The organism is Geotalea uraniireducens Rf4, assembly GCF_000016745.1.
GTDB lineage: Bacteria > Desulfobacterota > Desulfuromonadia > Geobacterales > Geobacteraceae > Geotalea > Geotalea uraniireducens.
The window spans coordinates 4040020-4066773 of sequence record NC_009483.1 but is presented as its reverse complement, the minus strand read 5'-3'; the positions used below and the strand labels follow the sequence as shown (position 1 = coordinate 4066773).

Sequence of the window (26754 nt, the reverse complement as noted above, 5' to 3'; positions counted from 1 at the left end):
ACTGCCCTGCCAGAGGACAATGCGCGCTTCGTAGCTGCCATCAAGGAATTGCTCTGATGTCCGGAAACGAACCATTTAACACGTACCACCAACGTTACGACAACTGGTACGACACCCATGGTGCCGCCTACTGCTCCGAACTGCTGGCAGTACGGGCGCTGTTGCCGTGGAAGGGGCTCGGCCTGGAGATCGGCGTGGGAAGCGGGCGCTTCGCGGCGCCACTTGGCGTTCGGGTAGGTGTCGATCCTTCGGCGGCCATGCTGAAACTTGCCAGCGCAAGGGGCATTAGTGTCATGCGGGGCGTCGCCGAGCGGCTCCCGTTCGCTACCGCAAGCTTTGATTACGCCCTGATTGTAACTACCATCTGCTTCGTGGATGATCCCCGCGCCATGTTGCGCGAGGCAAGGCGGGTCATCAAGCCTGAGGGGAGTCTGGTGATCGGGTTAGTCGACAAGGGGAGCGCCTTGGGGCAGCAGTACCTGGAGAATCGGTCCCAAAGCGCTTTCTACCGCGAGGCCACCTTCTACCGCGCCGAAGAGGTCGAGAAAATGCTGAAAGAAAGCGGCTTCCCCAGCCAGGATTGGGTGCAGACCCTCTTCAGGCCCCTGCAGGAGATGAGGGAGGTCGAGTCCTTTCGCGCGGGACGGGGCATCGGTGCCTTCGCCGTGGTCAGAGGCATGGAATCGCTGCACGATACGTTAAAGGAAGTGATGAAGAGTAACGGGATGTTCCAGCGGTTGGCCGATTCTTCGGCGGAATGGCTCTACTGGCGGACACCGGAGGGGAAAATGCGCTACATTTCTCCGGCAGCCGAACATATTACAGGCTTCAGTGTCGAGGAACTGTCTCATTTCCCGGAAACCTGCGATGCTATCATTCATTCCGATGATCATGAACTATGGCGCCTTCATGTCCGCGAGGTAGACCGGGGAGGGGCGTCCAGTCCAATCGAATTCCGCATTGTTACCAAACAGGGGGAAATGCGCTGGATTAGCCACATCTGTCGTCCGATCCACGACAACAGTGGTACTTTCTTGGGAATAAGCGGCAGCAACCGCGATATAACCGAACGTAAGCAGGCGGAGGAGCAACTCCGCTACCTGAGCACCCACGACAATCTGACCGGCCTGTACAACCGGGCTTACTTCGACGCGGAACTCGGGCGGCTTGCCGGCGGAAGGGAATTCCCCATCAGCGTCGTTATGGCGGATGTTGATGGGCTGAAAGAAGTGAACGACCGCCATGGGCATGCGGTGGGGGATCGACTGCTTCAGGAGGCAGCTAAAGTCCTGCTGGCGGCTTTTCGCAGCGATGATGTGGTGGCGCGCATAGGCGGTGACGAGTTTGCGGTCCTCCTGCCCGGCGCGGACAGCGCTATGGTGAAAGATATTCTCAAGAGGGTCGAAAGTTGCCAGGCAGGAGTCAACCGTGCGAACAGCGTCTTCAGATTGAGCCTCTCCTTGGGCACGGCAACCGCAGAAACGGGGGAAAGCCTTGGGGAAGTCCTCAAGCTGGCCGACGAGCGGATGTATAGGGAGAAATTCGGCAGAAAAGGGCGGGGTGCATGAGGCGGATTTGTGTTGCCGTTATGCGGGCGTCGGCACGGTTATCGCTACTGAGGGGTTGAGATAAGATATGATCGGATTTTTCGGAATCTTATCGGGCGGGGGAGCGGTAAACAGCGCACCGGCCGCTGCAAATGAAGGAAAGAGACTCGCTGTGTATTCCCTCGGTCTCAATTTATCCCTGACCATCGCAAAATACTTCCTCTATCTGCTCACCAGCAGTACCGCGCTTCTTGCTGAAACCGTTCATTCATTAAGCGATGTTGTAGGAAGCCTCCTCGTCCTTGGGGGGATAAGCCTTGCCGGGATAAAATCGGCGAAATTCCCATGGGGTCTCTACAAGGCGGAAAACCTTGCGGCGCTCCTTTCGGCAGGATTGATATTCATCTCCGCCTACGAAATTGCAAAGACTATAATTCATCCATCCTTAGGCGGGCTGAAACACCTCGATGTAACCATAGCCATCCTCTTCCTGATGACACTGCCGATCTTTTTTTTCTTCCGCTACGAGCGTGAGCGGGCAAGGTCGCTCAACTCCCCTTCTCTGCTGGCCGACGCCGAAAACTGGCGGACCGACCTGGCTCCATTGGCCGTGGTGACGGCGGGGATAGCCGGAGCACGGCTTACCTACCCCTTTCTTGACAGGGCCGCTGCCTTTGTGGTCTTGCTCCTGGTCCTCAAGGTCGGTTACGAAATCGCTCGGAATTCGATAAGGAGCCTCCTCGACGCTTCCGTCGGTGAGGCCACTCTGGACGAAATGACAGGGATCGTCCGAGGTTTTCACGAAGTTTCGGAAATCGTTTCCATCGTGGCCCGCAACTCCGGCAGGTTCGTCTTTGTGGGCATTGAAGTGCGGCTCTCTCTAAAGAGGCTGAAAGAGGCCCATGAGGTAGTCGACAGGATGGAGCGAGAGATACGGCAACGGATTCCGTTCGTGGAAAAGGTAACCATCCACTATGAGCCTGAAAGGAAAGAATGGCTGCGATTCGCCGTGCCGCTCGCAAACCGCGACGGCGAAATATCAGCGCACTTTGGTGCCGCTCCGTTTGTCGCGCTGTGGGATAAGAGAATTACGGACGGAGCAGTCCTTTATCGTGAAATAGTGGAAAACCCCTTTGTGGCGATGGATAAAGGGAAAGGGATAAAGCTTGCGGAGTATCTTGTCGGGAAAGGGGTTGATGTCCTTTATTCGCGGGAGAATTTCAATGGAAAAGGACCAGAATATGTTTTCTCTGATGCCGAAATGGAAGTAAAGACGATCGGTTCGGATACGTTGCAAAACCTTGTCGATGTGACGGTGAAGCAACCCTAAATTCAGCCTTGCAGCATATCGGCACGTATCGCTTCGTCTCCCTGGAGTTCAACCACCGGAAACAGATCAAGGTGGAGCGGATAAACGGCATTCCCGCCGGTGAGTCGGCCTACCGGCAGGCGCTCGTCGAGTTCGGGTTTCAGGGTTTGTACAGGGGGCTTGAGTTCCGGAGGGGGTATCGATGTCCACTTTGCAAGGGGTCAGCTTATTTTTCATTTTGGCCGCGTTGCTTCTCAGCCGCCCGGAGGGTGCAACTGCCGACACGGGAACTCTCTTCCAGTCCGCTCCCTACCGGCTTGACTGCGCCGACGAGGATTATCGATATCTAGCCGCCCCCAGCCGGCGCACCGAGCTGTGGGACCCGCTCAAGTACGTGCCGCAAACCTTCACCCCCCTTTTCCCGAAGGGGCCTATTTCAGCGAGGCGGGACTGATCGGCCCGGTCAACTTCATCGACCTGAACCCCAGCCTCGGCTTCCATGGGTTCTCCATTCCACTGATTGATACAACGTGACAGCGGGACATTTTGTGCGATACTTCTCTTGTAGGTAAGCCCATAAAAGGGCAAAACAAACGGCCCGGAACTGTGGAGGATTTTCAATGGCAGGAGGAACGATCTGGAAAGGATATATCCACTTTGCGGATACGGATGTAGCCGTGAAGCTGCATGCCGCGGTCAAGGCGGAGCGGATTCAGTTTCACCTCCTTCACAAGCGCGATCATGTGAAATTGCACCAACAGATGATCTGTGCCTACGAAAAAATACCCGTGCCGACGGAAGCGCAGACCAAGGGGTTTGAAGTGGAGGAGGGGAAATATATCATCGTCGACCCGGATGAGCTGGAACAAACCGCTCCTGAAAGCAGCCGGATGATCGAAGTCCACGAATTCGTCAAGACCGGACAGATCGACCCCATCTTCCTTGATCGCGTCTACTACCTGGAGCCGGATCTTCATTCCGAAGGTTACAGCGAGCTTGTCGGGGCTTTGCAGGAGATGGGCGCAGAAGGTATCTGCACCTGGACCATGAGGAATCGCTCCTATCTCGGGGCCTTGCAGGCAAGCGGAAAGATTCTTCGCCTGAATACCCTGCGGTATGCCGACGAAGTGATTTCGGTAAAATCCCTTGAGCTACAGGAAAGTCCAGTGTCCGAAAAGGAACTGAAAATCGGGAGCGATCTGATCAACCAGTTGACCACTCCTTTTCAGCCGCAGAAATTCGAAAACGAGCATGAGAAAAAGCTGCAAAAGTTGATCGAGAAAAAAGCCCGCGGAGAAAAAATTGCACTCCTGCGCCCCAGGCTCTTGAAACCGACAGCATCGGACAAGCTGCTGCAGGCCCTTGAAGAGAGTCTGAAGAAAGTCGCGTAAAGGTCAGTCAGGGGGGATGAAATGGCGGTACAGGGAATATGGAGCGGGACGATCAGTTTCAGCCTGGTGGCAATTCCGGTACAGTTGGTGAAGGCCGTTGCAATCGGCCGGGTCTCTTTTCGCCTGCTCCACGATAAGGATTACTCTCCCCTCGCAAGAAGGATGTTCTGCCCGGAACAGGAAAAGATGGTCCCCCCGGATGAGATCATCAGGGGATACGAAATCGGGCCCGACAGGTACCTGCCGATAACGGACGAGGAACTGGAATCCGTGTCGCCCGAACGGAGTCGCACGATCGAGATCGTTGAGTTCATCGACATGAATGAAGTGGATCCGATCTATTACGATCACCCGTATTATCTCGTTCCTTTGAAGGGGGGCGAAAAAGCTTACCGGCTGCTGGTGGAGGTGATGCGCCGGACAAACAAGGCCGGGCTCGCAAAATTCGTTCTGGCCGAGCGTGAGTATCTCGTGGCGGTCAAAAGCACGGAGGGGGCACTGACCCTGATCACGCTCCATTACAGCGACGAAGTACTTTCCGATGAAGACATCGCGCCGAAAGAAGGAAAGATCGCGGCCGAAGTTAAAAGCGGCATCAAGAAAAGCATCAAGAACATGATGGCCGACTTTAACCCGGGGAAATATGCGGACGAGCGCCGGGACAAGGTCATGGATCTCCTGAAGAAGAAGGTGAAGGAAAAAGCGCCGGTTGCGGCCCCTGAAGTGGAGAAAGCAGAGGGAGAAGGCCCGGCCGACCTGATCGCCGCGCTGGAGGAGATCATGCGCGAAGTGAAGAAGAACCGGTGAGCCGGAAAGTCGTCGCCATCGGCGGGAGAAGGCTCTCCCTGTCGAACCTGGAAAAGGAGCTCTACCCCTCCTACGGCTTCACCAAGGCCCACGTCCTGGCGTACTATCGCCGGATCGCACCGTTCATCCTCCCCCATCTGCAGGACCGGGCACTGACCTTGAAACGCTATCCCGAGGGGGTGGAAGATGCGTTCTTTTTCGAGAAGCGTTGTCCTTCCCATCATCCGGCCTGGGCGAAAACGGCAGAGCTCCGCAGGGAAGACGGAGAGCGGATGACGGTCTGCCTGGTCAACGATCTGGAAACGCTGATATGGGTGGCGAACCTTGCGTCCCTTGAACTCCATGTGCCTCTCGCCAGGGCTGGTTCCCCTGAAACGCCCGATGCCATGGTCTTCGATCTGGATCCCGGCGATGAGGCTGACATCCTGGATTGCGCCCGGGTGGCGTTGATACTGCGGGACCTGCTCTCCCGCTTGCGGCTGGCAAGCTTTGTGAAAACCTCGGGCCAGAAAGGCCTCCATGTCTATGTCCCCTTGAACTGCCCGGAGACGACCTTTGAGGATACCAAGACTTTTTCAAAAGCCGTGGCAGTTATCCTTCAGAAAAACTATCCGGACCTGGTGACAGCACGAATGGCGAAGGATTACCGGAAGGCAAAGATCTTTATCAACTGGTCTCAAAATGATGCTAAAGCGACGATGATCTGTGTGTATTCCCTGCGGGCCCGGGAAAAACCATATGTTTCGTTTCCCCTCGAATGGCGGGAACTGGAGCGGCTGGCCGGGCTTGGTGACCCGGAAAGGTTGCAGGTCATCCATGCGGAGGCTGTTCGCAGGGCCGAAGAAAAGGGTGACCTATTCAGGGAGGTGCTGGTGAAAAAGCAAAGGCTGCCTCATCTGTGAAAGAACCTCATAACTCCCCCTGACCCCCTCTTAATCTTAAGAGGGGGAAGCCTTGTATTTTGGGTCCCTCCCCTTAAGATAAGGGGAGGTTAGGAGGGGTTATGAATCCTTGAGGCAAACAACCAACATGGGCTTAAAGGAATACGCATCCAAACGGCGATTCGAGAAAACACCCGAACCGAAACCGGACGTTCCTCACGAGGGGCGCCGTCTCGTGTTCGTCGTGCACAAACACGCGGCCCGGGCCCTTCATTATGATCTCAGGCTGGAGCTGGAAGGGGTTCTGAAAAGCTGGGCCGTGCCGAAGGGACCCTCGCTGGATCCTTCCGTAAAAAGGCTGGCCGTTATGGTTGAAGACCATCCGCTCGATTACAGGGATTTCGAGGGGGTTATCCCGGAGGGTAATTACGGCGCAGGAAGCGTTATCATCTGGGACCGGGGTTTCTATCGTCACCCCTCTGCAGGAGATGAGAACGAAAACGAGAAACTTCTTCTGGACGGATTAAGAAAAGGGGATATGAAGTTTGTCCTCGAAGGGGAAAAACTTCGGGGTGAATTCGCGCTGGTCAGGATGGGAAAGGACGGGAAGTCGTGGCTGCTCCTGAAGAAAAAAGACCGCTATGCAAGCAAGGGGGAAATTCTCCAGGAGAACCGTTCCGTCGTGTCCCATAAAACCCTGGAGGAGATGCTCGAAGCCGGCGGCCAGAAATCTTTCAAACAAAAAAAAATAAATCAGATCCGGCTTCACGAAGCGAAGGAAAGCGAAGAGCTGCATGATGCGCCGGTTAAACCGATGCCGCACAACATAAAACCGATGCTCGCGACCCTGGCCAGGGAACCGTTCGACCATCCGGACTGGGTCTTCGAAGTGAAATGGGACGGGTACCGGGCCATCGCAGAGATGCGGGACGGAGACGTCGCGCTCTATTCCCGAAACCTGCTCTCGTTGCAACAAAAGTTTTCTCCCATCGCGGACGCGTTGCGGGAATGCAGATTCGATGCGGTTCTGGACGGCGAAATCGTCGTCGTGGATGATCGGGGACATCCCGATTTCCAGTTGCTGCAGAATTACCAGAAGTCTGGAAACGGCCATCTTCTTTACTACGTCTTCGACCTCCTCTACTTCCAGGGACATGATCTGACCGGCCTCCCCCTGCTCAGGAGGAAAGAGATCCTGAAAAAAATCCTCCCTTCAGCCCCGAAAATAAAATACAGCGATCACGTATGGAAAGATGGGGTCCTGTTTTTCACCGTCGTAAGAGAAAAGGGACTGGAGGGGATCATCGCCAAACATGCGCAAAGCGCGTACCAGATGGGGATAAGGAGCCGGCAGTGGCTGAAGGTGAAGACGCGGCTCACGCAGGAGGGGGTGATCGCCGGTTTCACGGAACCGAGGGGTGGGAGAAAGTGTTTCGGCACCCTCGTCCTGGGCGTGTTCCAAGGGGACGAGCTGATCTACATCGGCCATTCGGGAGGCGGATTCGGGGCGAAAGATCTGCAGGAAATCCGCGCGAAACTGGAGCCCCTGATCCGGAAGGAATGCCCTTTTAAAGTGCGGCCGGAGACCAATACCCCGGCCACCTGGGTAAAGCCGGAGCTGGTCTGCGAGATTTCCTTATCCGGCTGGACTGAAGATGCCGTCATGAGACACCCCGTTTTCCTGCGGCTGCGCGAGGACAAAACCGCCCGCGAAGTGGTGCGCGACAGCGGCGGCGAAGGAGGTAACCTATGAAAATCCATGTCGGTACGAGCGGGTACGGATACAAGGAATGGAAAGGAATATTCTATCCGGAAAAGATCTCGCCCAAGGAAATGCTCCGCTTCTATGGAGAACGCCTCAACGCGGTGGAGATCAATTATACCTTTTATCACATGCCCACAGTGGGGGTCCTCGCACCTTGGGCGGAACAGGTCCCCGACGATTTTGCCTTCGCGCTCAAGGCGCCCCAGGTCATAACGCATCTGAAGCAGCTCCGAAACGTGGGTGAGGAGACCGACTACTTCTTCAGGACACTGTCGGTCCTGGAGCGGAAACTGGGGCCGGCCCTCTTTCAGTTTCCCAAGAGTTTTCATGCGAAAAAGAACCGCGCTGCGCTGGAAGATTTTCTCCCCCTGATTCCGGAAAACGTGCACTGCGCCTTTGATCTCCGCAGCCCGACCTGGCTCGATGCCGGAATTGCGGACCTCCTGCGTGAACGGGGATACAGCCTGTGCATCGAGGATACCGACGAGAACCCGGCCCATGAGATCGTCAGCACGGCGTCCTGGGGATACCTGCGCCTGCGCCGTTCCGATTATACGGATGCCGACCTCTCCCAATGGATGGACATGATCCTCGCGCAAAAATGGGAGGATGTTTTCGTTTTTTTCAAGCACGAGGAGGAGGCCAAAGGGCCCGAAATGGCGGTACGTTTTCTTGAGCTTGCCGCCACCGATGTCGCCATATCCCGCCGCAAGCCTGCCGGTGACACCGGCTGAAATAGCCAGGCAGGCAAACGCTTCTCTATCTTCCAACCAAAGAAAGGAGAAAATCCTATGCCCACGATCACGACCAAAGACGGCATGCAGATATATTTCAAGGACTGGGGGAGCGGACAGCCCGTAGTCTTCAGCCATGGCTGGCCGCTCTCCGCGGACGCCTGGGAAGACCAGATGGTGTTTCTCGGCTCCCAAGGCTACCGCTGCATTGCCCATGACCGCCGCGGCCATGGCCGATCGAGCCAGCCCTGGAATGGCAACGACATGGACACCTACGCCGCCGACCTGGCGACACTCGTCGAAACGCTCGACCTGACGAACGCGATCCATGTCGGCCACTCCACGGGCGGCGGCGAAGTCGCCCGCTATATCGGCCGCTTTGGTACGAAACGGGTGGCCAAGGCCGTGCTGATCGGCGCGGTGCCGCCGCTGATGTTGAAGACGGCCGCCAATCCAGGCGGCCTGCCGATGGAAGCGTTCGACCAGATCCGCGCCAGCGTTATCAAAGACCGCTCGCAGTTCTTCAAGGATCTCACCATGCCTTTCTATGGCGCCAACAGGCCGGGCGCCAATGTTTCGCAGGGGCTGCGGGATTCGTTCTGGCTCCAGGGGATGCAGGCCGGTTTCAAAGGGGTCATCGACTGCATCAAGGCGTTCTCCGAGACGGACTTCACGAAAGATCTCGAGAAATTCGACGTGCCGACCCTGATCATCCACGGTGACGACGACCAGATCGTGCCGATCGGCGCCTCGGCCCTGCTCTCGGCCAGGCTCGTCAAGGGCGCCACGCTGAAGATCTATCCGGGTGCGCCCCACGGCCTCTGCTCGACCCATAAGGACCGGGTCAACGCGGATCTGCTCGCGTTCCTCAAGGAGTGACGCCGAGGCGCCCGTTAGTCACTTACGACTTGAGTCGTTACGGCAGTTTTAAAACGTTGCGTCGTCGCGTCGTTGCGTGAAATATATGTTTTGATTCCGGCTTTGCTGGCTTAGGGAGATGAAGATATGAACGCTTTCGTGGTGGATTTCGGTTTTCTGTGAAAAATCACCCCGCGATTGGAGGAAGATATGACATCCGTGCGCAAGATCAGCAAAGTCTGGAAGAGCAAGCCGACCATCGAGGGGGCCGGCGTCCACCTGAAACGGGCCCTCGGCTATTACCAGGTGCCGCTGTTCGACCCTTTTCTGCTGCTCGACGATTTTCATTCCAACTATCCCCCGGACTATTTGAAGGGGTTCCCCTGGCACCCGCACCGGGGGATCGAGACGATCACCTATGTCCTCCACGGTCGGGTGGAGCACGGCGACAGCATGGGGAACAAGGGGGTCATCGAGTCGGGGGACGTGCAGTGGATGACCGCGGGGAGCGGCATCATCCACCAGGAGATGCCCAAGGGGGACGACGCCGGCCTCATGTGGGGGTTCCAGCTCTGGGCGAACCTCCCTGCTTCCCATAAGATGATGGATCCCCGTTATCGGGGCCTTGTCGCCGCAGAGATCCCGACGGCGACCCTCAAGGGGGACGTCCGGGTGAAGGTCATCTGTGGCGAGATCGGCGGGGTGAAGGGGCCGGTGCAAGACGTGGTCATCGATCCCGAGTATCTGGACGTGACGGTGCCGCCGGAAACGACCTTCACGCACCCGGTCAGGCGGGGGCACAAGGTCTTCGCCTACGTTGTGGACGGGGAGGGGTATTTCGATCCGGAACGGAACGCCTATGCCCACGAGGTGGTGGGGACCAACTATTTCGACATGAAGCGGGACTGCGCCTGCGGCGCGGAGAATCTCATCCTCTACGGGGACGGCGACATGGTGGCCATCACCACCCAGGAGCAGCCGGTCCGGTTTCTCCTCGTATCGGGCCAGCCGATCGGCGAGCCGGTCGCCTGGTACGGGCCGATCGTCATGAACACCCAGGAGGAGCTGCGGATTGCCTTCGAGGAGTACGAGAAGGGGACGTTCATCAAGCACAAATGAGTCAGGTCCGGCGTATATCGGGGCAGTAGAAGGAGACCCCATGTACCGCATCAGCCGAGCATTTCTTGAGGGGGGAGGGGGGCGAGCCAGTGCCGAAACTGGGACTCTTTAAGCCGCCGCGGCTTCGAGCCGTCCGCAAATGCGGATTGACCGGAAAAACAGCCGTGGTAGCGGGCGTAATGGGCGCTATGATGGCGAAAAGTAGTCGGTCCTCTTTTATAGTGCAGTCTGCCGTTGCCGGAATGGCGGAAAAAAGGTATCCTGCGAACATGACTGCTCACCACATCCTCGCCCGACGCTGCTGGATATTCGACCTGGATGGGACGCTGACCCTTCCGGTGCATGATTTTGCCGCCATCCGCAGCGCGCTCGGCATGACGGAGTCCGACGCCGACATCCTCCAGTTCCTCGCTTCTCTGCCTGCGGCCGAGGCCGCGGCCAGGCACGCCCGGTTGATCGAGATCGAGTATGAGCTGGCCGCCAAGACCGCAGCCGCCCCCGGCGCCGGGCGGCTGCTCGACCAGCTGCTCCGGCGCGACGCCCGCGTCGGCATCCTCACCCGCAACACGCGGGAGATCGCCCTCCACACCCTCGGCCAGATCGGTCTTAAAGGGTACTTTACCTCCGACGCCATCCTCGGCCGGGAAGAGGCCGCGCCCAAGCCCCATCCGGAGGGGATCGAGAAACTCCTCGCCGCCTGGGGGAGCGCACCGGACGAGACAGTGATGGTGGGGGACTACCTGTTCGACTTGCAGGTGGGACGCGCCGCCGGCACTGCCACCATCCATGTGGACCGCAGCGGCGCCTTCCGCTGGCCGGAGCTGGCCGACCTGGCGGTGGCCACCCTGGAGGAGCTGGCCGTGGCTCTGGCACACGCCGTACCCATGCCATCACTGTAACCGCGAACGCAGAAAAGCGTCTCCTAGGAGCTTGTCGGACTTAGGAATGAATCTACTGCGAGAACGGAAAATCGGTCCATATCCCCGGAAATTTTCGACAAATAGGTCCACTATTCGCTCTCAAATTTCCGATAATCTGTCCTCGATTTGCCATTCTCTCGTTACGATTCCCTAAGTCCGACTGGCTCCTAGCCTTCCACAATAAACACTCACGAAGGGAAAAACCATGACCAATAACGATCTGCTCCGCAGGCTCCGCTACGCGCTGAACCTGAATGGCGAAACCATAGCCGAATTATGCAAGTTGGGCGGGCATGAAATCAGACCGATAGACGTGCTGAAACTGCTGAAAAAAGAGGAAGAGCCCGGCTTTGTGGCCTGCGACGACACGGTGATGGGCGCGTTCCTGGACGGCCTGATCATCTCCAGGCGAGGCGCGCACGATCCGAAGCCCGGTTCGGCTATAACGACGGACATGGCGTTGCACAATAATCTCATTCTGAGGAAACTCAGAATAGCTCTGGAATTGAATGATGAGGCAATGCTCGCGATCTTCGGAAAGGCCGGCGTCCAGCTCTCAAAATCCGAATTGTCCGCGATGTTTCGAGCAAAAGGGCACAGAAATTACAAGCCCTGTGGCGACCAAATACTTCGCAACTTCATACGAGGGTTGACGCTTGGTGGCGGGAACACGTAGCCGCACATTGTCCCCCTATTGAGACCCCGCGCTTCTGCGCAAGTTTTGCCAAGGCTTAGTCTCATCCGTCACAAGTCGGTCATCCCCCCCATGGCAAGGATGGTCCGCCACTCTTCCGGGGTCACCGGCTGGATGGAGAGGCGGCTGCGCTTCACCAGCGGCATGGCCGCCAACAGCGGGTTCCCCTTGATCTGCTCCAGCGGCACCGGGCGGGGCATGGCGGCGACGTAGCGCACGTCCACCATGTACCAGATCGGGCTGACGGGGGATGATTTCGGGTCGAAATGCTCACTGCCGGGATTAAATGCGGTGTAGTCCGGGTACCCTCCGCGGACGACCTCGGCAATCCCGACCACTGCCGGCTCAGGGATATTGCTGTGATAGAACAGCACCAGGTCCCCCGGCTTGACGGCATCACGCAGGTAGTTGCGAGCCTGGTAGTTGCGCACCCCGTCCCAGTGTTCGGTCATGCCGGGCCGGTGGCGCAGGTCCTCGATGGAGAAGCTGCCCGGTTCGCTTTTGAAGAGCCAGTAGGCCATGGTCACTCCTTTCCCATCCTGACGCGGATGTCCTCGAAATCGCCTCACGCCACAAAGTGTTTCCCCCCCGTTTGCGGACAATGAGCCCTTCCTTCTCCATCTGGGTGAAAGGCGGACATCATCGGCCGACAGGCCGGGAGCTTACTCGAACAGCACCCGGAGTTCCTCGATCGTGCTGCGCAGGGAAGCGATCTCGGCGCGCAACGCGGATACTTCCCCATCGAGCCTGGCGAGCCGCTCGTTCTCGGCCATGACCCGCTGCCGTGCCGGTTCGGGGGGAGGGGCAGGCGTGTCGTCCGGCAGGTCCGGCTCGCCGGCAAAGAGCTGGGCGTAGCGTTGCTCCTTGCGGCCGGGCTGACGGGGGAGGCGGGTCACCAGAGGCGGGCCGAACTCCATCAGCGCCCCGAGGATCTCCTCCACCGAGGCAATGTCGGCGAGCGGGGTCATGCGCTCGGCCCGGTTGCGCAACTCGCCCGCCGTCTGCGGGCCACGCAGCATGAGCTCGGCGAGTACCGCCAGCGCAGGGGGAGCCAGGTGCAGGCTGTCGTCGAGGGAATGACGGTACTTGGCGACCCGCCCGCCGGTCGTAGTGAGCCGCGCCAGCCCCCGGGCCCCCAGTTTGTCGAGGCCGCGCACCACGTCCGCCTCCGCCAGGTCCATGAGTGGGGCGCGGTTCGACTTCTGGTTGCAGGCATTGGTGAGGGTGTTGAGGCTCAAGGGGTAGTTCTCCGGGGTGGTCAGTTCTTTTTCGATGAGGCAGCCGAGTATCCTGATCTCCACCTCGGCCAGGTTCATTTTCATGGGGTGCTCCTTGTCGGTTAGAAATTGCTGAGGTCTTAGTATAGCAATATTCGCCGGGGGATGCATGCAGTTTCAGAGGGGGATTGGTGCCCCACAGGTTGCCCTGATTGACAGGTCAGCAGCATGGGATAAACTCAAAACGATACGTAACCACCCGACCGCAGGTTATACCGAGAGTTGGGGCCGTTGTCACTTTCCAATTGACAAGCAATGCCCACGACCGTGCTTATCGAAATGGAGGAACAAAATGCGGAAAATACGCTGCGGAGTCATTGTGCTGTGGATGCTGTTGTGCTGCTCGGTGACGTCTGTCTCAGCCCAGGTGAGCATCGGTATCGGGCTCCCCAACGTGAGCATCGGGATCAACCTGCCGTTGTTCCCGGAACTCGTGCCGGTGCCGGGCTACCCGGTCTATTACGCTCCACGGGTGGCTGCCAACTATTTCTTTTACGACGGCATGTACTGGGTTTACCAGGACGATGAGTGGTACGCGAGTTACTGGTACAACGGCCCCTGGTGGTTTGTGGAGCCGGAGGTCCTGCCGCTGTTCATCCTGCGTATCCCCGTGCGCTACTACCGGCATCCTCCTGTGTACTTTCGCGGGTGGCGGTCGAATGCGCCGCCCCGCTGGGGTGAACACTGGGGCCGTGAATGGGAGCAGCATCGAAGAGGATGGGACAGGTGGAAGCGCGGCTCTGCTCCGCCGCGCGCGCCGCTGCCTGTCTACCAGCGGCGGTATTCGAGAGATCGGTATCCCCGGGTGGAGCAGCAGCAGACGCTACGCCGCCAGCATTATCGTTACCAGCCGCGCGATAAGGAAGTCCGCCGGCACTTTCAGCAGCGGGGAGAGCAAAGGGCGCCCGCACCTGCTCAGCGGAGAAGGCAGGAAGAGCCTCGGATGAGAGGGCCGGGGCAGCAGGAGATCCAGCGTCCGACGGAGCCCCGGCAGCAGCGAGGACCGGCATTCCGGGAACGGAGGGAGCAGCCAGGGGGTGTACAGCGTGAGCAGCAGGAGCCTAGGCAGCAAGGCCGGGAACAAAGAGTGCGGGATAGGGAGAGGTCGCAGGAGCCAAGGCCGCAAGGCCGGGAACAAAGACTGAAGGAGAGGGAGCGGTCGCAGGAGCCCGATCGGGGCCAAGGGGAAAGGCAGAGGAAAGAGGAGGATCGAGGCCGGGAACGCAATAATTAGTTTCCGATAGTTTCTCATCCGGAGTTTTCCGGATGGCAACTAATTAACCCATTGGGTTATTCCGGGACTGCACCGTGAGAAAGGGGTGAGAGAGATGGCAAATCCGTTTGTGCATGTAGAGTTGGTGACCAATGACGTGGCTGAAGCCAGGAAATTCTATACCGCGTTGTTTGACTGGAAACTGGAAGACATCCCCGGGATGGACTATACCTTGATCAAGGTGGGTGAGGGGACGGGAGGCGGCATGATGAAAAACCCGATGCCCGATTCCCCTTCGTTCTGGCTGGCCTACGTCCTGGTGGCCGATGCGGTCGCCGCCACCGAAAAGGCCAAATCTCTGGGGGCGACGATCTGCAAGGAGGTCACCGAGATACCCGGTATCGGCTGGTTCAGCGTGATCACCGATCCGACCGGGGCTACGCTGGCGCTTTGGCAGATGAACCCGGATTACCAGAGACCCGAAGCATGAGCACCGGGGTAGAATGTGTGATACATGGATAAGCTGCTCATTGTTGTCACATTGATTCTACTGGCTGCACCAGCATTTGCCAGTGGTCCCGATGATGTGCTCGGGCTGTGGAAAACCGCTGGTGACCGGTCGAGGATCGAGTTGTACCGATGTGGCGAGAAGATCTGCGGCAAGGTCGGCTGGCTCAGGGAGCCCCGGTTTACCCGCAGTGAAGACGGCCCGGTTGGGGAGGTGAAAATCGATTGGAGAAATCCCGATCCGGCCCTGCAGAAACGCCTCATTTTGGGACTACAGGTAATCGAACGGCTGATCTATGCCGGGGACAACAGGTGGGAAAAAGGCGTATGTTACGACCCCGAAAGTGGCAAATCCTACAAGTGCAAGATGCGGTTTGTCGCTCCGGACAGGCTTGACTTGCGCGGGTATATCGGTTTTTCCTTCATTGGTCGTACCTACACGTTAACCAGATAGCACCTTGATCAATATAGACTCCCAAAACTGTTATAAGCATGCAGACGCCTTCTGTGGATGATTTTCGGACGCGGATTGATTCCCGCCACCTCCAATTAAAGGTCCTGCAAGGGCCGGAGAAGAACAAAAGCCTTTGAGAAATTCAGGGGCTTTTTCTTTTTGTTTTAAACAGGGCGTTTAACGTACCCCTGTGGTAAAGCCAGTAGGGATGGGTTGGGTCAGTTGGTGGAATTGTGGGACATCTGCCTCAAATGTAAGATGAATTATTAGAATAATTGTCAGGTTTAAAGTGTATCCACAAACCATGTGGATAAACAGGCCATAACTGTGGATAAAATTTGTAAATATAACGTTTCTTCAAGCACTTCTGCTTTTTGACTATTTGAAAGGCAGCTGTCTAACTACTTGTAATTACGTGTCAATACTTATTTTCGCGCAAGTGAATTTTTCTAACGATACGAAATGAGTGGACGACACCCAAGATGCTGAAATTTAGTGGATAACTCAAGGTAATTGCCTAATAAAAAATGAGAAAGTGTATACAATTATTAGAAAGGGTGACCATACAGGTTGACCCTATTTTTCGGAATGCGGAGACAACAATGACCATTTCCAAGGGAAATCGGCCGGCATTGCTGTTTCCGGGATACCTTATGTCGTGGGTTCCTGCCCGGATTTGCAGTTGACAAGCCTGAAGGCTTCCTAGTAAATTTTAGTCGGTGTAACAAAAAAGGAACAGGGCAATCCGAAGGGGACATATATGGTGGGCAGGGTTTTGCTGGCGATTGCAGGGAGGGAAAATTAACATTCGACATATCACTTTATATCTGGCCATGTCGGTTCTGTTGCTGGGCGCCGGGTGGCACGCCCACGGCTGGTATCACCGTCACTTTCATTCTGCTGCCCATAGACGGGTCAGACTTACGGGGTATCGTTTCATCAGTCCGCTGGTCGATGTAGAACTCCCGGAAGGATACGGAGTCAGACAGGAGCCTATCCCCTTCAAGCGCAAGATCAAGGATTTCGTGCAGTGGCAGATCGACAACGGCCGGGTTCGGAACCTGTCGGTTTATTACCGTGACCTGTCTGATGGGCCGTGGTTTGGGATCAACGAGAAAGTGGAGTATAATCCGGCCAGCATGATGAAGGTGCCGGTGATGATCGCCTGGCTGGAGCTTGCCGAGAAAGACCCGCGGGTACTTAAACAGACGTTTGTCTTTGACGGCAAGGAGAACTTGAGCGCATTGCAGACCATAAGGCCGGCGCAGACGATCACCCCGGGGCGGGCATATACGGTTGAGGAACTGCTGCGTTACATGATCAGTTATTCTGACAACAATGCGACGTCATTGCTCTATGAAGGCCTGAGCGCAGCGGAGCTGGAGGACGTGCTGCTGAGCATGGATATCGACAACCATCCGAAAGACGACCGTAATTCCCTGACCGTCCACGGATTCTCGGGGTTTTTCCGCGTCCTCTACAATGCGTCCTACCTGAATCGCAATATGTCGGAAAAGGCGTTACAGCTCTTGAGCCAGGAGGATTTCCCGCAGGGAATCGTTGGGGGGGTGCCTAAAGGGATCGTGGTTGCGTCAAAATTCGGAGAGTGCAACGATGTGCTGCCCGGAGAGGATAAACAGCTGCACGAATTCGGCATCGTCTATCACCCGAAGGGGCCGTACATCCTGGGGATCATGACCGGCGGGCACGATCTGGCCCTCCAGGCGGAGGTCATCCGTGATATCTCCGCAAGGATTTATGCCGAGGTCGATGCGAGTCTCCCCGCCAAAGGCGGTAGCCCGGCGAAGGTTGAGCCTGGACAGAAGTGAGACGACTCCAGTCAACGGCCGCCCGTGACGCTTCATGCCCGGATACGTATGTCCCCGGAATTCCGCGTGACCGTCAGCAAACGTTTTAGAAGGTGAGTAATCAAGCACGGAATGCACAGCCTGACCCAGGACTCTACACGACTGTTGACGGCAACAAATTTTAAATGTTAGGATACCGCCCATTGAATTTAAATTCTGTCACAGTGAGGAGCACAGATGAAGAAAGTTGTCATTGCAGCCATTGCCACTATTTTAGCGGTTCCGGCCTTTGCAGCAGCTAACAATGCCATCGACAAGGCCGCCAAGGAAAAAGGAGCTGTGAAGACCCGGTCCGGGATGGTCTATGTATCCATAAAGGATGGTAAAGGCAAGTCGCCGAGTGCCGCCAGCACCGTCGAAGTCAACTATCGTGGCACCCTGACGAACGGCAAGGAGTTTGACAGCTCCTACAAACGTCATCAGTCCATCAGTTTTCCACTCTCCGGCGTCATTCCCTGCTGGACCGAAGGGGTACAGATGATGAAGGTCGGCGGCAAGGCTAAACTGGTCTGCCCGCCTGAACTTGCCTACGGTTCCCGTGGGGCCGGCAGTGATGTCCCGCCCAATGCGACCCTCATTTTCGAGGTTGAACTGCTCAATATCAAATAGTCGCAATCGGGCAAGTACTGCTGAAATTACTAAAACGCCATGATGCCGTGGAACCAGTCAACACAAGGTTTCACGGCGTTTTTTTTGCATTGGATGACTTGATATTTCCTGGCGGTGCGTGAAGAGGGCAGGAGACTTGTCCCGTGTCAAGGGCGGATCCCTCTGTTTTCCTCGTGTCGGGGCTACACATTTTACAAAATCCCTTCTTTTACAGTATTTGTCATATGTGTAGCCCCGACACCCTTGTCTCTCCCTTCCTAAGTCCGACAGGCTCCTAGCTTCCCGTCTTGATTGCAAGCGCCGAGGGTGTTCGGCAGCCGACTATCGCGGGGGCCTCGTGGATGAGTTCGTCGTTCTCAAGGGCCGCAACCATAAAAAGGGCAAAGTCTACGCGGCGCGTGATGTTGCTCGCGAGGACGGGGTCGCCGACATGTCTGCTCCATACGGGAAGGCCTTGGCTCTCTCCTTCTTCGAGGTCGCTGCCGCGGACGACAGTCCACCGAGTGTTGCTCGAAAAGATCCGTCGGCATGCTTCAACCTGGTCGTCGATGTCCACAGCGCGGAGCATCCGCGCGATCCATCCGATAGCCTTCACACCCAAAATGAAGGTCCGCGAGTACACGTCCTGGCCGTCCCGCGTAATGTGCCAGCCACATGAGAATATGAGGCGCGCGCCCGGACGCGCATAGTCGAGTACCGCCTGCACCGTTCCCGACGAGTATTGGTGAACCCCCCAAGGGACCAGCACGGTGAGCACACCGTCGCACCCTTCAACTGCCTTCTTGATCACCTCGCGGTCGTTCGTCGCACCGGGAATGACGGTGATATGCCCCTTGAACCCGTCAAGTTTGCCCACGCTGCGTTCCCGACAAACGCCAACCACCTCGTATCCCCGATCCAGTGCATGCTGTACCATATACTGCCCGAGTTTCCCGGATGCACCCACAATGCAAATCTTCTTCATGTTTTTGCCTTATTCTCAGTAGCACTTAACGCTTCCGCTCAACGGTTTCGAGTCGCAGCGGCGGAGCGAAGCGGAGACCGTCTGTCGCCGAGTGGTTGGACACCAATTGTTGATGGGATGATCCGATCTCGGTTATGGCTGATCTTAAGGGGTTAATGGGTCAGGCCTTACCTCCCCTACTTCTTTGACCCTCTCCACCTCCTCGGATAAGGTTCTTAAGGCTTTTCGAAATTCCGGCTTGCAGTCCTTGGCAATCTCGAGTAGTATTGCATCCATGACTGCAAAAGTAATTCGTCCAAAAACTGCGACCAAGACAAAGAAGGCAGACACCGGATTTGTCGTAGGCCGTACCCTACCTGATAAACTGCCGAGAACAACGATCCACTTCTTCAAGACAGGTGTAGTCTCGAAGCGTGCGTCAGAGATCGTTGCCAAAGTAAAATCAATCGAAGCAAAATCGAAGAAAGGTTAGCATGCCTGCTCAGATTACCTGCGTCTCGGGTGCTGATCTCGCGCCAGGCCCCTTCCTAGCCAGATGGCGTTGCAGGCGGGAGATTGAGCGAACCAACGCCAAAGCCGCAGCGAAGCTCGCCAAGAATGGCCACGCTAAGCTTCATGTCCTTTCCATTGATGAGCAGGACTATGGCTTTGTCGCCATGGGCATCTACAGGTTCCCAGAGCAAAAACTCCACTATCTTCAGGTCCTGTACCTTTTGGTTTCGGAACCCTATCGGAAACAGAGACTTGAAGCCCTAGAAGGCTTAAGCGCCTCGGAATACCTGATGAGCCATGTAATAGCCAAATCCCTCGACATAGCTTCTTTTCTACCACTCACTGCTATAGTTCTCGAACCTGCCAGCGATAAACTTATCCCCCTCTACACCTCTCTGGACTTTGTATCGGTACCAAACGTCCCAAATTTCATGGCTTTCTTCCTGACCGAAGAGCAGGCTGAATAACCCCTCAAAACCTCCACACGTCTCGATATTTTAGGGCTTCAAGCCAATTTTCAACACGAACCAGCGCAACATCGATAGTTTTTCGGGAGTTCTGGGGACGCCATATTTAATTCCCTGTCAAAGAAGCTGAAGGGTCTATGCAATAGACAAAATCGATAGTAAGTCCTTGAGGGTCGGACCAAGTCAATATGCTGAGTATATTGATTATTCCATTATCCAACTTGGCATCTATTGCTATATGCTTTTCCAGTTTTGTGCCTTTAATCTTGCCGAATGGGATGAACCATAGTCTTTTTTCAGAAAAGGGCGGTGGGGACATTCTTGTCTATTTATCCATTAAGAACAATAAACGCCACTCAATCAGCTTCCAAGTTGTCCAAGCGGCTCTCTGAAGGTCTTTAAGGGTCTTGAAAAGTCAGTTTCCAATTCCCCCACTGCACACTCACTCCTCGCACTCCCTTACCCTACGACCTTCCCGCGATCCCCTTCACGGCCGCCAGAATATCCGCCGGCAGGACGAATGTCTTCGTATTCTGCGATGCGGACAGCTTCTGGATCGCATTCACGTAGCGGTCACCCAGGAGAAAAAGCGCCGGGAGCTCTTTTTCCCCCACCGCGCCGGCAATATCCTCAATTGCCTTGGCGGACGCCTCGGCCAGCGTTATCTGCGCCTCCGCTTCCCTTTTCGCCGCCTCCAGCTTCCCCTCGGCTTCCCGGATCATCGCTTCCTTTTTCCCTTCCGCCTCCAGTATCATCGCTCGCTTCAGCCGCTCGGCGGTGGCCTGCTGCTCCATCGCCTTCTGCATGGAATCGGACGGCTTGATATCCTGGATCTCCACCGACTTGACGAGGATGCCCCAGTCGGTGACATCGTCGGAAATTATGTCTTTAAGGCGTGCCTTGATGATGTCACGGGACGACAGCGCCCGGTCGAGTTCCATCTCGCCGATAATGGCCCGCAGTGAGGTCATCACCAGGTTCTGAATCGCATACTCGTAGTTGCTGATGCCGTAAACCGCTTTCACCGGATCGATGATCTTGATGAAGGCGATGGCATTGGCGACGATGACGGCGTTGTCCTTGGTGATCGCCTCCTGGGCGCCGATTTCGAGGGGGATGTCCTTTGTCGTCAAACGGTAGGCGACAATATCGACGTAGGGAATGATGAAGTTCAGCCCCGGCTTCAGGGTCGAATGGTACTTGCCGAGACGCTGCACGACAAACTCGTACCCCTGGGGAACAAGCCGCACCCCCATGAAGATCGTGACGACTACCAGTGCAAACAAAACTCCCAAGACGATTGTTCCAGGATTCATTAGTCCACTCCTTTTCCGGTTTTTTCGACCTTCATCACATGTCCTTCCACATCGACTATCTTCACCCGATCCCCCACCTTCAGAGACTCTTCGGCCATGCACGGCCATTCATCAGCCCCCAGGAGCGGCAACTGGAACTTGACGGTCCCCCTGGCATAGGGCTCGGCGGCCCGGATAACGAGCCCCGTCTCTCCCACTACGGCCCCCTTCGCCGAGCCGGAGAAGGTCTTGTTGCTGCGGGGATTGAAAAAGCGGAACCATGCGATGGTGAGAACCGCCGAGACCACGGTCCAGGTCAGAATCTGGGCGGGCAGGGGATAGCCCGGTGCGAACACCATGACAATGCCGACCAGGACGGCTCCGAGGCCGAACCAGATGATGGTGAAGGAGGGGACGACGAGCTCCAGACCGATAAGGACCATGCCGACTACCAGCCAGTGCCACCACAGTATGTTCATGTCACACCTCCCGCGGATCGAACAAAAAAAGCCGCCCCATCAGCTTCCACACTGACCAAGCGGCTCTCTGAACCTGCACTCCGACATCCCATCACCCCTCCAGGGCACTCCATAAAAAATTACTCACATACATACACCCCTGGAGGCGGCATCGTCAAGGACGATTAACAATAAGGATGAAGGTTGAATTATGAAAATCAGCGTTCAGCTTTAACTTCTTTGCGATTGTTGTGAAAATGGCCAGCAGTTCGTTGGGAGAAGCTGAAGGGTCTATGCAATAGACAAAATCGAGAAAGTGCCCTTACCTCTTTCCGAACAACTCGACAAACAGCACGTGGATATGCATTCGCGACTCCTCAAGGGAGAAAAAGTAAAACCGGAAACTGCCTTCCCTGAATACAGTGGGACTCACGGATTGGCCTCCACAAAGCAAAGCATAAGGGAAGCGTCTGCACTGAGCACATGGGAAGCCAATTAAGCTTTCAACGTGCTGTTTTTTTGCAAGACAATATGGATGTGAATTTTGCGTGTTACCCCTAAAGTTCCCCTGAAAAGTTTTTCCTTATCCCTTTTTCGGTCGGTTTGGGAGTCAAAAAAACTCCGGCATTTAAAGAAACCGGCGATAGTCGCAGTGCAAGACGGTTGCCAGCTTCTTTGCCGTCTCCTTGCCGATGGGCCGTTTGCCATGTTCCATGGCGCTGATGTTGGCACGAGGGATGCCCGTCAACTTTGCCAGGTCTTCCTGTGTCATCTCTTCGCGAAGGCGGATGCCGCGCAGATACACCCCGCCGGGATTGGTGTCCAGTTCCGGCGAGATGTCGGACGCGGGGATGCTGTTCGCCGCCTCGATGATGTCGGCGCCGACTTTGAGGGCATATTTTCGCAGACGACTTATGACATCGGGGGAGCCGATAAGACGGATGCTTTCAGTAGGGTGCTTTTTCGTGTGTGCCAACATAAGTAAACTCCACAATATGAATTTCGTTGTCTTGTACCCGCCAGACGGCAACATATGTCGGTTGCCCTTTTTTCAAGTGGCAATGGTGCGACCCGTCGGATAGTTTTGAGTAGTGGGGCCAGTCGCCGCGTACCGGTCCCGTGGCGCGTATGTCAATTGATAAGAGCGTCAAGGACGGCTTTTACACGTTCCGGCAGCTTTTCACGCAATTTCGCCGCCTTGCGGCCATATACAACAATCCATGCCATAGCTTATAATGTATCAGTGAGTGATACGGCGTCAAGTGAAATCTGGCAATTTGGGGGCGTTTCTCCCCGTGATCGGGAGGGGCAGTGGATAGAGGTGGGCTATATCGGACAGTATAAAGTTGTAATTGGCGGAAGCACATGGGAATCGAACCCACCGGGGAGATTTCTCATCCCCCCCACCGGTTTTGAAGACCGGGCGGCCCACCAGCGACCGACGTGCTTCCGTGCATGGACATGATTAAAACATTGCGAGGGAGGAAGTCAATTAAATAATGCCTGAGAAGTTCAATCAGTGCGGTCATTCGGGAAAAAATTGATCCGGGCCGGGCATTTTTATCTCAAATATGTCAAGAACTTCACATGGTTGCCGATAAGATTACAAGTTTATTCGCCGGAACGGATCTTCGAAAATGAATTTGATGTTCTTTATGGGAGAGTGGCAATGGCTAAAGCTAGAGTCTTCTATTTGAACGACTACAGAAAGTCAGAAAATCTTCTGGAGAAAGATTTGATCGCCAAGCTGGAGGGGCATTTTGCGGAGGCAGGGTTGATTGAAAACTCCGGGAATATGAAAAGGGTGCCTGGTTTACAGACGGATTACGTGGATTCACTGTCCAGTCGGGTTGCTTTTCCCGAGAAGGCCGAGTAAGTATTTGATAAACACAAACAATTTGCTGTCAAGGCTCCGCGGGTTTTCATGACCAGCGGGGTCTTTTGTTTTATGGCAGCTAATTTTTCAACACCCGGTCTTTTCACCATCGCAGAAAATCCTGTAATATGTAGAAGTACTTCTGTAGCCATATTGTAAATGGGCAAATTTTTTGCAAGCATCGTGGTATTAAAGTATTTTAAAATTATAATGGGACATGTTCCATCCCAGGCAGCAGATTGCAAGTTTATAGCATGTTCCGTGCAACGGCCAGTGACCGGAAAGCAAGGGGGATATTATGAGGAGGCTGAGAATGAGAAATATTGCCGTGATTCTTATGGGTCTGCTCATGTTTGGCTGTGCTACCACGGTCAAACCGACGGAGAAAAACATCAACACCTTAGTTTCGGGGGTTGTTCAGACAAGGTCTGTTGGTGAACCGATGTTCGAAAAGGGACTGTTGAAAGTGCTCCCGGGCTTTATCGCTACGGCAAATTATTATTTGCCGGAAATGGACAACCTGGTGTTTCCAGCGGTGAAAAGGGGGGCAATCTGGATGTGCAGCGGCATGCTGGAAGGCGGGGATTATCTTTGCAGCAATCCGGAGATAACCCAGAAAGATGTGCTTACGGACACCGGGGCGCCGGTAACGGACAAACTGCCGATTTTCGTTATTAAGCCGTGGGGAGAATTCCATGGTCTGTACTATGCCGATACCCGTCGGGTTTCCGAACAACGAAACCGCCTCCACGGCCTTTTTTCAGCAATTGAGGTCCCGTTGCAGGATTCTTACAAGGAGCAACTCATCTACAACGGGAAGACCGATTCCACGATAAACCTTACCTATCAGGAATTCGTCGGCAATCAGAAACAACCTTCGGTGTCACAAGGGTTAAGTTACGAGATTACCTCCGTTAATATGCTTAATGTAAAGAACGTCATGATCGAAGTGGTAGAGGCAACGGATTCAAGCATCAAGTACATCGTCAAAAATTGATGTTATTTCCGGCAGTTGATTGTTAGAACAACAGGGGCGGATGTTATCAACCCGCCCCTGTTTCGTATTCCCCCGGCTTTACGCCATCTTTACCCGCCCCATGCAACTTCCTGGATTTTATCGATCCCTTTCTGCCGGTTGACGGCGCATGCATTGCCATCATCCGTAATAATCGGAGGCAAGGTCGGTTGCTCTTCTGCCAGGCCCTACAAACTGGCGCTTTCTTTTTCGTACGGGATCACGATCTATCATAATCCATCCATCTGACCTGCAGAATGCCACAATCTCCTGCTTTTTTATCAAGTGGGCGAGTGAAGACGAATTGACAAGGTCCACACTTGCATCGCGATAGATAACCCTGATCAGCATGGTCATAACCCCCTTCGTCTGGAATAAAATCCCCACTTTCCGAATCGGAAACAACTAGTTTCCATCCGGAAACGGTTCTCTCTGATTTATTCTTTCTGCTCGCTTTGTCGGCATTCTTGTCGTCCAGATATTCTTTGGCTTTGATGCTGTATTTTTCTGTTTCAAGGATGGGCAGTTCCACCTCCATTATTTTCGTGGATCTTCGTACGGGCCTGGGCTATGTGGCGCAATATTACAGAGCTTCTGTCAATAACAGTTTCCTCTCGCGGTTGAATGTTCTTGTCCGGACCATCTGCTGCCGGGCCTTTATACTTTTGAGCAAGGGGCGCCCTGATGCTTGTCAGGGAGAGGAGAATTATCCAGACAATCGAAAGAACCAGGCACTTTTTTATCATGGTTGTCTTCCCTTTCTTGTTGTTGCCATCTCCTGGCGCTCATTTTATTCGAGCATCCGGATTGATCGCGGGCACAACGGCTTCATGATGGTTTGCAGGGGATTTTTCCTTTGTTGAAGTCTGATTTCCAATACATAAAGAAACAAGCTTGTCTGCCGGATCGTAATCGTGTTAGCGCTGTCTAATTCTACTGCGGAAAAAAAGTTTTTCAAGGTCTCGCGGCAAAAACGAATAATATTCGGCGTTTTGGCCTGAATAATCACGGGCTGAAAGTCACAGGACGATTTTATGATAAAGGAGCAAAGGCAGAGTCAATGGTTATAATATTGCCGGCAGGGGTTGATTAGTCAGGTGATAATTATGCAGATCCCAGGCTGGTTGCAGTAATGTTTATAATACGGGACGTGACGAGTGATGGCTCTTTGCAGGACAAAGCCGCTGCCGGAAATGGCAGCGGCTTTGCATCTTTTGCGGAAAAACTGCGGTCAGAATTTCACCCTGAACCCTACCGATGCATTGTGGCTTTCGTATTTCAGATCTGTCGTGATGTCTTTGTCTAAGCCGAACGTGGCACTGGCTGTGCCGAAGTAACGGTAACCCAGATCCAGCGAGAACTGCCGGTTGAGGGCGATCTCCAGGCCGGCGCCGGCCTGGTAGGCAAAGACGGTGTCGTCGTCTTCCTGGTAAAACGGAATCGGATCGCCGGAAACGAAGGTATCACTCAGGTGCATGGCGGCGAAACCGATGCCTCCGCCCCAGTACGGGGTGACCGGGGTGCTGTTGTGCAGGTCGAAGAAGCCGTTGAACATCATGGCCAGCACCCCGAGGTTGCCGTCCACATCGCTGAACCGGGTCCCGCTGGCCCGTTCGGTGATCGACTTCATTTCTGCATGCTTGTATGAAAGCTCTCCCTCCAGGCGGATGATGCCGAAGTCGTAACCGCCGGTCCCGCCAATATTGAGGCCGGGATCGAACGCAACCCGCTCATCGATGTCCGCGCCTATCAAAAAGTCGGTGCCGGTCACGTCGGCGTCTCTGGGGACATTCACGCCGAGGAAGCCGGACACATAGGCGCCCGGGCGTGCGGGGGCCGCCGGGCAGACGGCGGGTAATGCTAGGGTGGTTACGAGAGCGGCAATAACGATAAGGTTCCTTTTCATGGGCACTCCTCCTTTTCTTGACGGACCGTTGAAGTAGACGGCGTATTATCCATATAAACGCAGATCGCCGTTTTTGGTTTACTTCCCGCCGCCGCTGGCCGGTCTTCGGTTGAGTTTGTGATTACCATCACTGACCTATAACGATTATTATACCATTCTTTCAGACACTCTTTTGATGTTCGAGGTAACGTGAAACCCTGCCAGACAACTTGTCCATTCCCGGTATTCCAGATTTTTCAGCCATTTACATTTGAAGGAACAGTATAAATGTGACGCGCATCACATATATAACTACTTTGTTCCTGTTATGATACCAAAATGTTACCGA

At 55.2% G+C, this 26754-nt stretch carries 30 protein-coding genes and 1 tRNA gene; 20 read left to right on the top strand and 11 right to left on the bottom strand.

All coding sequences use genetic code 11. The features are described from left to right. The first annotated feature begins 56 nt into the window (after window positions 1-56). The 12 genes from GURA_RS23965 to GURA_RS17580 all read left to right on the top strand — a co-directional run bounded on the left by GURA_RS23965 (window position 57) and on the right by GURA_RS17580 (window position 12007). Window positions 57-1568, top strand: coding sequence for a diguanylate cyclase domain-containing protein (locus GURA_RS23965; protein ID WP_011940276.1), 1512 nt, complete (start codon window positions 57-59; stop codon window positions 1566-1568). Between the two features lie 67 nt (window positions 1569-1635). Further along, window positions 1636-2877, top strand: coding sequence for a cation diffusion facilitator family transporter (locus GURA_RS17630; RefSeq protein ID WP_011940275.1), 1242 nt, complete (start codon window positions 1636-1638; stop codon window positions 2875-2877). A gap of 181 nt (window positions 2878-3058) precedes the next feature. Beyond that, window positions 3059-3310, top strand: coding sequence for a hypothetical protein (locus tag GURA_RS17625; protein WP_041245535.1), 252 nt, complete (start codon window positions 3059-3061; stop codon window positions 3308-3310). Between the two features lie 166 nt (window positions 3311-3476). Beyond that, complete coding sequence (gene ku / locus GURA_RS17620) at window positions 3477-4247, top strand: non-homologous end joining protein Ku (RefSeq protein ID WP_011940272.1); 771 nt, start codon at window positions 3477-3479, stop codon at window positions 4245-4247. A 21-nt stretch (window positions 4248-4268) separates the two neighbouring features. Next, the gene (gene ku / locus GURA_RS17615) at window positions 4269-5054 is read left to right on the top strand and encodes a non-homologous end joining protein Ku (RefSeq protein ID WP_011940271.1); all 786 of its coding nucleotides are present in this window, start codon (window positions 4269-4271) and stop codon (window positions 5052-5054) included. Next, the gene (gene ligD, locus GURA_RS17610; RefSeq protein ID WP_011940270.1) at window positions 5051-5956 is read left to right on the top strand and encodes a non-homologous end-joining DNA ligase; all 906 of its coding nucleotides are present in this window, start codon (window positions 5051-5053) and stop codon (window positions 5954-5956) included. The genes ku (GURA_RS17615) and ligD (GURA_RS17610) overlap by 4 nt, the downstream gene beginning before the upstream one ends. Before the next feature lie 109 nt (window positions 5957-6065). Continuing rightward, a complete protein-coding gene (gene ligD / locus GURA_RS17605) occupies window positions 6066-7688 on the top strand; it encodes a non-homologous end-joining DNA ligase (RefSeq protein WP_157046241.1) in 1623 nt (540 codons plus the stop codon). Continuing rightward, window positions 7685-8434, top strand: coding sequence for a DUF72 domain-containing protein (locus GURA_RS17600; protein WP_011940268.1), 750 nt, complete (start codon window positions 7685-7687; stop codon window positions 8432-8434). Before ligD (GURA_RS17605) ends, GURA_RS17600 begins: the two co-directional genes overlap by 4 nt. A gap of 57 nt (window positions 8435-8491) precedes the next feature. Further along, window positions 8492-9313 carry an alpha/beta fold hydrolase gene (locus GURA_RS17595; RefSeq protein ID WP_011940267.1) on the top strand — a complete coding sequence of 274 codons (822 nt, stop codon included), beginning with the start codon at window positions 8492-8494 and terminating at the stop codon, window positions 9311-9313. 189 nt (window positions 9314-9502) lie between these two features. Then, complete coding sequence (locus tag GURA_RS17590) at window positions 9503-10411, top strand: pirin family protein (RefSeq protein WP_011940266.1); 909 nt, start codon at window positions 9503-9505, stop codon at window positions 10409-10411. Window positions 10412-10500: 89 nt separating this feature from the next. Then, a complete protein-coding gene (locus GURA_RS17585) occupies window positions 10501-11310 on the top strand; it encodes an HAD family hydrolase (protein ID WP_327049720.1) in 810 nt (269 codons plus the stop codon). Between the two features lie 226 nt (window positions 11311-11536). After that, window positions 11537-12007 carry a YehS family protein gene (locus GURA_RS17580; protein WP_011940264.1) on the top strand — a complete coding sequence of 157 codons (471 nt, stop codon included), beginning with the start codon at window positions 11537-11539 and terminating at the stop codon, window positions 12005-12007. A 68-nt stretch (window positions 12008-12075) separates the two neighbouring features. On the opposite strand, the gene GURA_RS17575 is transcribed toward GURA_RS17580, so the two are convergent. Then, window positions 12076-12546 (bottom strand): EVE domain-containing protein, encoded by a 471-nt coding sequence (locus tag GURA_RS17575; RefSeq protein WP_011940263.1) that lies wholly within the window; start codon window positions 12544-12546, stop codon window positions 12076-12078. Between the two features lie 141 nt (window positions 12547-12687). Next, entirely contained in the window at window positions 12688-13347 is a 660-nt protein-coding gene (locus GURA_RS17570; RefSeq protein ID WP_011940262.1) for a YceH family protein, read from the bottom strand. A gap of 283 nt (window positions 13348-13630) precedes the next feature. Between GURA_RS17570 and GURA_RS17565 the strand changes: the two genes are divergently transcribed. From GURA_RS17565 to GURA_RS17545, 5 genes are all read left to right on the top strand, one after another. Beyond that, a complete protein-coding gene (locus tag GURA_RS17565) occupies window positions 13631-14536 on the top strand; it encodes a hypothetical protein (RefSeq protein WP_232278935.1) in 906 nt (301 codons plus the stop codon). 94 nt (window positions 14537-14630) lie between these two features. Next, the gene (locus GURA_RS17560) at window positions 14631-15005 is read left to right on the top strand and encodes a VOC family protein (RefSeq protein WP_011940260.1); all 375 of its coding nucleotides are present in this window, start codon (window positions 14631-14633) and stop codon (window positions 15003-15005) included. A 24-nt stretch (window positions 15006-15029) separates the two neighbouring features. Continuing rightward, a complete protein-coding gene (locus tag GURA_RS17555) occupies window positions 15030-15476 on the top strand; it encodes a DUF2147 domain-containing protein (protein WP_011940259.1) in 447 nt (148 codons plus the stop codon). 833 nt (window positions 15477-16309) lie between these two features. Beyond that, window positions 16310-17305, top strand: coding sequence for a serine hydrolase (locus GURA_RS17550; protein ID WP_041245534.1), 996 nt, complete (start codon window positions 16310-16312; stop codon window positions 17303-17305). Window positions 17306-17521: 216 nt separating this feature from the next. Then, a complete protein-coding gene (locus tag GURA_RS17545) occupies window positions 17522-17953 on the top strand; it encodes an FKBP-type peptidyl-prolyl cis-trans isomerase (protein ID WP_011940257.1) in 432 nt (143 codons plus the stop codon). A gap of 274 nt (window positions 17954-18227) precedes the next feature. Here the strand turns inward: GURA_RS17545 and GURA_RS17540 are convergent, their stop codons facing one another. Together GURA_RS17540 and GURA_RS24435 are read right to left on the bottom strand one after the other, a co-directional pair. Next, window positions 18228-18917 (bottom strand): NAD(P)-dependent oxidoreductase, encoded by a 690-nt coding sequence (locus GURA_RS17540; protein ID WP_041245533.1) that lies wholly within the window; start codon window positions 18915-18917, stop codon window positions 18228-18230. A gap of 144 nt (window positions 18918-19061) precedes the next feature. Next, a complete protein-coding gene (locus GURA_RS24435; protein ID WP_157046240.1) occupies window positions 19062-19310 on the bottom strand; it encodes a hypothetical protein in 249 nt (82 codons plus the stop codon). Window positions 19311-19390: 80 nt separating this feature from the next. Here GURA_RS24435 and GURA_RS17530 point away from each other — a divergent pair, with 80 nt between their 5' ends. Then, entirely contained in the window at window positions 19391-19876 is a 486-nt protein-coding gene (locus GURA_RS17530; RefSeq protein ID WP_011940255.1) for a hypothetical protein, read from the top strand. A 464-nt stretch (window positions 19877-20340) separates the two neighbouring features. Here the strand turns inward: GURA_RS17530 and GURA_RS17525 are convergent, their stop codons facing one another. The 4 genes from GURA_RS17525 to GURA_RS17510 form a co-directional block, all read right to left on the bottom strand. After that, window positions 20341-21192: an SPFH domain-containing protein gene (locus GURA_RS17525; protein ID WP_011940254.1), complete on the bottom strand. Its 852-nt coding sequence runs from the start codon at window positions 21190-21192 to the stop codon at window positions 20341-20343. Next, entirely contained in the window at window positions 21192-21650 is a 459-nt protein-coding gene (locus GURA_RS17520) for an NfeD family protein (RefSeq protein ID WP_011940253.1), read from the bottom strand. Before GURA_RS17520 ends, GURA_RS17525 begins: the two co-directional genes overlap by 1 nt. A 607-nt stretch (window positions 21651-22257) precedes the next feature. Then, window positions 22258-22608, bottom strand: coding sequence for a helix-turn-helix domain-containing protein (locus GURA_RS17515; RefSeq protein ID WP_011940252.1), 351 nt, complete (start codon window positions 22606-22608; stop codon window positions 22258-22260). Window positions 22609-22982: 374 nt separating this feature from the next. Further along, window positions 22983-23080, bottom strand: a tRNA-Sec gene (locus GURA_RS17510). A gap of 218 nt (window positions 23081-23298) precedes the next feature. Here GURA_RS17510 and GURA_RS24430 point away from each other — a divergent pair. Together GURA_RS24430 and GURA_RS17500 are read left to right on the top strand one after the other, a co-directional pair. Continuing rightward, the gene (locus GURA_RS24430; protein ID WP_157046239.1) at window positions 23299-23505 is read left to right on the top strand and encodes a hypothetical protein; all 207 of its coding nucleotides are present in this window, start codon (window positions 23299-23301) and stop codon (window positions 23503-23505) included. Between the two features lie 313 nt (window positions 23506-23818). Then, window positions 23819-24502, top strand: coding sequence for a hypothetical protein (locus GURA_RS17500; protein WP_011940250.1), 684 nt, complete (start codon window positions 23819-23821; stop codon window positions 24500-24502). Between the two features lie 159 nt (window positions 24503-24661). Here GURA_RS17500 and GURA_RS25445 read toward each other — a convergent pair whose 3' ends face one another. The 3 genes from GURA_RS25445 to GURA_RS17485 form a co-directional block, all read right to left on the bottom strand. Then, complete coding sequence (locus GURA_RS25445; protein WP_041246108.1) at window positions 24662-24871, bottom strand: GSU3473 family protein; 210 nt, start codon at window positions 24869-24871, stop codon at window positions 24662-24664. A gap of 161 nt (window positions 24872-25032) precedes the next feature. Continuing rightward, window positions 25033-25266 carry a hypothetical protein gene (locus GURA_RS25440; RefSeq protein ID WP_041245531.1) on the bottom strand — a complete coding sequence of 78 codons (234 nt, stop codon included), beginning with the start codon at window positions 25264-25266 and terminating at the stop codon, window positions 25033-25035. A gap of 485 nt (window positions 25267-25751) precedes the next feature. Beyond that, window positions 25752-26426 carry an outer membrane protein gene (locus GURA_RS17485; RefSeq protein WP_011940248.1) on the bottom strand — a complete coding sequence of 225 codons (675 nt, stop codon included), beginning with the start codon at window positions 26424-26426 and terminating at the stop codon, window positions 25752-25754. Window positions 26427-26754: the final 328 nt, after the last annotated feature.